4 protein-coding genes are annotated in these 4,613 nt (G+C 74.0%); 2 read left to right on the top strand and 2 right to left on the bottom strand.

Annotated elements, in window-relative coordinates; genetic code table 11:
• On the bottom strand, positions 1-1,580 hold a 1,580-nt coding region (locus ACQUQ1_RS21675; protein ID WP_435066291.1), incomplete at its 3' end, for an HVO_2922 family protein.
• Positions 1,581-1,767: 187 nt separating this feature from the next.
• On the opposite strand from ACQUQ1_RS21675, the gene ACQUQ1_RS21670 reads away from it, so the two are divergent.
• Positions 1,768-2,511 (top strand): DNA polymerase sliding clamp, encoded by a 744-nt coding sequence (locus tag ACQUQ1_RS21670; protein ID WP_435066290.1) that lies wholly within the window; start codon positions 1,768-1,770, stop codon positions 2,509-2,511.
• Between the two features lie 49 nt (positions 2,512-2,560).
• Positions 2,561-3,184 (top strand): HAD family hydrolase, encoded by a 624-nt coding sequence (locus ACQUQ1_RS21665; RefSeq protein WP_435066289.1) that lies wholly within the window; start codon positions 2,561-2,563, stop codon positions 3,182-3,184.
• A 24-nt stretch (positions 3,185-3,208) separates the two neighbouring features.
• On the opposite strand, the gene ACQUQ1_RS21660 is transcribed toward ACQUQ1_RS21665, so the two are convergent.
• Positions 3,209-4,612, bottom strand: a complete 1,404-nt coding sequence (locus ACQUQ1_RS21660) for an MFS transporter (protein WP_435066288.1) — start codon at positions 4,610-4,612, stop codon at positions 3,209-3,211.
• Position 4,613 lies beyond the last annotated feature (1 nt).

The following is a 4,613-nucleotide window of genomic DNA, read 5'->3' as shown; positions in this document are numbered from 1 at the left end:
CGGTGGCGCAGGCGCCAGCGGTAGTCACCGCCGGCGTCCTCGTACACCTCGACGGCGGCCGTGGCCATCGTGAGCCGGTCGGCCTCGGGGGCGTACTTCCGGACGCGCTCGACGGCGTCGGCCAGCTCCGAGGAACTGCTGTACCCCTCGCCGGAGTCGCCGATCGGCTCCCCGTTGGCGGCGACGAGCCGCCAGCGGTAGTCGCCGGCGGCGTCCTCGTACGTCTCGAACCGGAGGCCCGAGTCGGCGTCGACGCTCGCCTCCCCGGCCGCCTCCTGGAACCGGTCGGCCGCCCGCCGGGCGTTCGACCGGGTGGCGTACCCCTCGCCGGAGTCGCCGAGGACGTTCCCGTTGCGGTGGACGAGCCGCCAGCGGAACTCGCCGGCGGCGTCCTCGTACACCTCGATCCCCGCGGGGTCGAACTCCAGGTAGTCGGCCGGCCCGATGGCGGATCGAACCGACTCGATGCCGTCCTCGGCGGCGGACCGCGAGGAGAAGCCCCGGGTCGCCGCCGCGATGGTCTCGCCGTTGTCGTGACGGAGCCGCCAGCGGTACTCGTCGTCGGCGTCGCGGTACAGCCGGAACCGCGCGCTCGGCTCCTCGGCGACCGGTTCGACCATCGGCTCGGGCTCCTCCTCGTCGCGCTGCCAGACGACCGCCGCGCCCAGCGCGTTGCGCTTGACGCTGCGCATCCCGCGGCGGGCGGCCCGGTCGGAGCTGTACCCCTCGCCGGAGGTGGCGACGATGTTCCCGTTGCGGTGGACGAGCCGCCAGCGCCACTGGCCCGCCTTGTCGCGGTAGACGTCGAACGTCGCCGAACTCTCCGAGAGCGCGGTGACGTGGGCGGCGGCCGCGTGCAGGTCGTCGCGCACCGACGCCGTCTCCTCGCGAGCGGCCGCCGTCTCCTCGGCCGCGGCTCTGGCCTCCTCGCGCGCCGCCTCCGTCGCGGCACGGGCCTCCTCGGTCGCCCCCCGGGCCTCCTCCGTCTCCGCCCGCGACTCCGACAGGTCGGATTCGAGGGCGGCGATCCGGTCGTCGCGCTCGGCGACGGCCGCCTCCAGTTCCTCGATGCGGCGGTCGTCGGCGACGTCGTCGGAGCGGGCCTCGGCCAACTGCTCCTCGACGGCCTGCCGCGCCCGGCTCTGGCCGACGGAGATCGGGGCGAGCGCGCCCGAGAGCGTGATGAGCGCCAGTCCGAGGGTGTACACCGCGACGACCCCCTGCGCGCTCCCGGAGCCGAGCGCCCACTCCCCCGGGAAGACGGTCAGGAACCACGCCATCGCGGCCAGACAGACGAGGAGGCCGACGTACACCAGTCGCTTCGCGGTCCGGTGGAACGACTGGCCGACGACGAGCCCGGCGAAGGCGGTCGCGAGCCCGATCCCGGCGAGGAGGTACGCGATCCCGCGGGTCCCGGTGCGTCCCGCGCCCATCGACGTGAGGAACGCCGCCATCCCCACGACCGCGACGACGGTCCCGGCGACGAACAGCCAGTAGCCGTACACCTCGTCGGTCGTGAACGGCTCCCCGAACCGCTCCCGATACGTCGACACGAGCGCGTTTGACGATGACCCTGACATGTCTCTCGTCGATGTAGTCCTCCCGATAACTTCAAACCACGTACGGAACGGGAGGTCGGCTCGCGTCCGTCGCCGCCTCGACGGCGCGGCCACGCCGACTCTCGCCGGCCGCGCCGCCGCGGGCGGGGCCGCCGCCGGGAACCGGAACCGCGGGTATTTTTATGGGCACGGGCGTAGCCCGCGATATATGTTCAAGGCCATCGTGAGCGCCTCCACCCTCCGGGACGCGCTCGACTCGGTGAGCGTGCTGGTCGACGAGTGCAAGATCCGGCTGGAGGAGGACGAACTCGCGATCCGGGCCGTCGACCCGGCCAACGTCGGGATGGTCGACCTCGCGCTCGAGGCCGCCGCCTTCGAGTCCTACGAGGCCGACGGAGGGGTCATCGGGGTCAACCTCAACCGCCTGGAGGACATCGCCGGGATGGCCAACTCGGGCGACCTGATCCAGCTGGAGCTCGACGAGGAGACCCGAAAGCTCCACATCCAGATCGACGGCCTGAGCTACACGCTCGCGCTCATCGACCCCGATTCCATCCGCCAGGAGCCGGACATCCCGGACCTCGACCTCCCCGCGGAGATCGTCCTGGAGGGCGCCCAGCTCGACCGCGGGATCACGGCCGCCGACATGGTGAGCGACCACATCCGCCTCCGCGTCGACGAGGCCGAGGAGGCGTTCTTCATCGAGGCCGAGGGCGACACCGACGACGTAGACCTCCGGCTCGACCGCGAGGACCTCATCGACCTGCAGGCCGGCCCGGCCGACTCGCTGTTCAGCCTCGACTACCTCAAGGACATGAACAAGGCCATCCCGAAGGACGCGGAGGTCCGCGTCGAACTCGGCGAGGAGTTCCCGGTGAAGCTCCACTACGAGTTCGGCGAGGGGCTGGGGCAGGTAACCTACATGCTCGCACCTCGCATTCAGAGCGACTGACCCGCGCCCGGTCGACCGACGCTCACCCCCGCCCGCCCCCGTTCCTCCCGTGACCCACCACACCGCCCTCTGGTTCGACCTCGACGGCACGCTCCTCCCGTTCCCCGACTACGGCGAGGTCGTGGCCCGCGCCTGCGCCGCCGTCGGGGTCGACGCGGTCGACGGCTTCCGGGACGTCTACGACGACGCCTTCTTCGGCTACCTTTACGCGTTCGATCCGGAGCCGTATCGCCGGGCGGCCGCCGACGCGCTCGCGGCGGTCGGGAGCGACGCCGACCCGACCGCGTTCGTCGCGGCGCTGCGGGACGCCGAGTACGGTGCGATGCCGACGCCCCCGGCCGTCCGGGAGGCGCTGTCGGCGCTCGCGGCGACGGACGGCGTCGCGGTCGGAGTCTGCACGAACGGCGTGGGCGACTGGCAGCGCGGGAAGCTCGACCGCGCCGGCCTCGCCACGTACGCCGACGCGACCGTCGTCAGCTACGAGGTCGGCGCGCACAAGCCCGACCCCGCGCCGTTCGAGCGGGCCGAGGCGCTGCTCCCCGCCGACCGCCGGGTCATGTTCGGCGACAGCCGCGAGGCCGACGTCGAGGGCGCCCGCGACCGGGGCTGGGACGCCGTCCACGTCGACGGCCCCGCGGACGTGCCGGACGCGGTCGACGACCTGCTCGGGTAGCTCGCCCGCGGCCCCCGCCGGCCGTCAGTCCGCCGCTCCGGACGTTCCGCCGAGGGCGCGTCCCCCGGCGAGCACGTACACCACCGGCGCAAGCAGCACCGCGCCGGCGACGAACGGCGACCAGTACGCCACCACGTACGCCGCGGCGGCGACGGGCGGGCCGACCGTCCGGCCGAGGCTGCCGGCGCCCTGCGTGACGCCGAAGGCGGCCCCCTGCGTCTCGTCGCTGGCGCGCTCGGAGACGAGCGTCGACAGCGAGACGGTCAGCGAGCCGTTGCCGAACGACAGCAGGGCCCCGACGGCGAACAGCGCGACGGTCGGGCCGGTGAGGATCGGCCCCGCGAGCAGTCCCGTCCCGCCGGGAAGCGGGAGCAGGCGGCCGAGTTCCGGCGTGAACGGGAGGAGCGCGAGCGACGCCGCCAGCGCGGTCCCGCCGATCACGGCCAGCCGCACGGCGCCGAGGCGGCGCTCCAGCGGACCGACGAGCGCGCCCTGGTTCACCGTGCCGAGGACGCCGATGTAGGTGAGGAAGACGGCGGCGGCGGTCGCGTCGTAGCCGTGAAAGTCGGCGGCGAACGGGATGAACATCACCTGGATGCCGGCGAACGCGACCGAGGTGACGAAGTAGGACGCGACCAGCGGCCGGAGCGCGTCGTCCGCCAGCGCCGACCGGAACTGGCCGACGAGCGTCCCCCGGCCGGCGCCGGCGGGCCGCGTGCGCTCCGGCTCCGACAGGACGGCCACCGCGGCGCCGGCCGCGAGGAACGACAGGCCGGCGGCGAGGAAGCTCGGGAGCGTGAACCGCGTCGTCGGGACGAACCCCGGCAGGAGCGCGTCCGCGGCGGCGACGACGGAGTCGCTGGCGGCGACCCCGCCCAGCGCGGGGCCGAACACGAACCCCAGCGAGAAGGCGGCGCCGACCAGCCCGAGCGCCCCGGCGCGCTTCTCCCGGGGCGTCACGTCGGCGATGTACGCCTGCGCGGCCGAGATGTTGCCGCCGGCGGCGCCCGCGAGCGTCCGCGACAGCAGCAGGGTCGCGACGGCCGCCCCGGTGCCGGCGACCGCGCCGATCTCGGTGGCGAAGCCGAACACCAGCCACGCGACGCCGGCCATCGCGACCGAGAAGGCGATGACGGGTCGGCGGCCCCGCTCGTCGGAGATCCGGCCGAGGGTGGGCGCCGCGAGGAACTGCGCCAGCGAGTATGCGGCGGCGATCAGCCCGATGAACACGTCGCTCACGCCGAACGAGCGCACGTAGAACGGGAGGATCGGGATGACGACGCCGAAGCCGAGCAGGTCGAGGAAGACGACGCCGATCACGACGGCGACGGCGCGACGGGAGCCCTCGGGCGCGGCGGGGTCGTCGCCGCCGGCGGACGCCGGCGGCACCTCGGCGTCGGGGGCGGTTCCCGCGCGGGGAGTGGTCACG

Origin of the sequence: Halobaculum sp. EA56 (assembly GCF_051195075.1) — an archaeon.
Lineage (GTDB): Archaea > Halobacteriota > Halobacteria > Halobacteriales > Haloferacaceae > Halobaculum.
This window is presented reverse-complemented; position numbering and strand designations above follow the sequence as displayed.

What these genes read in the sequence shown, in the direction of transcription:
- ACQUQ1_RS21670 (WP_435066290.1), top strand. Translation starts at nt 1,768, where the DNA reads ATGTTCAAGGCCATCGTGAGCGCCTCCACCCTCCGGGACGCGCTCGAC.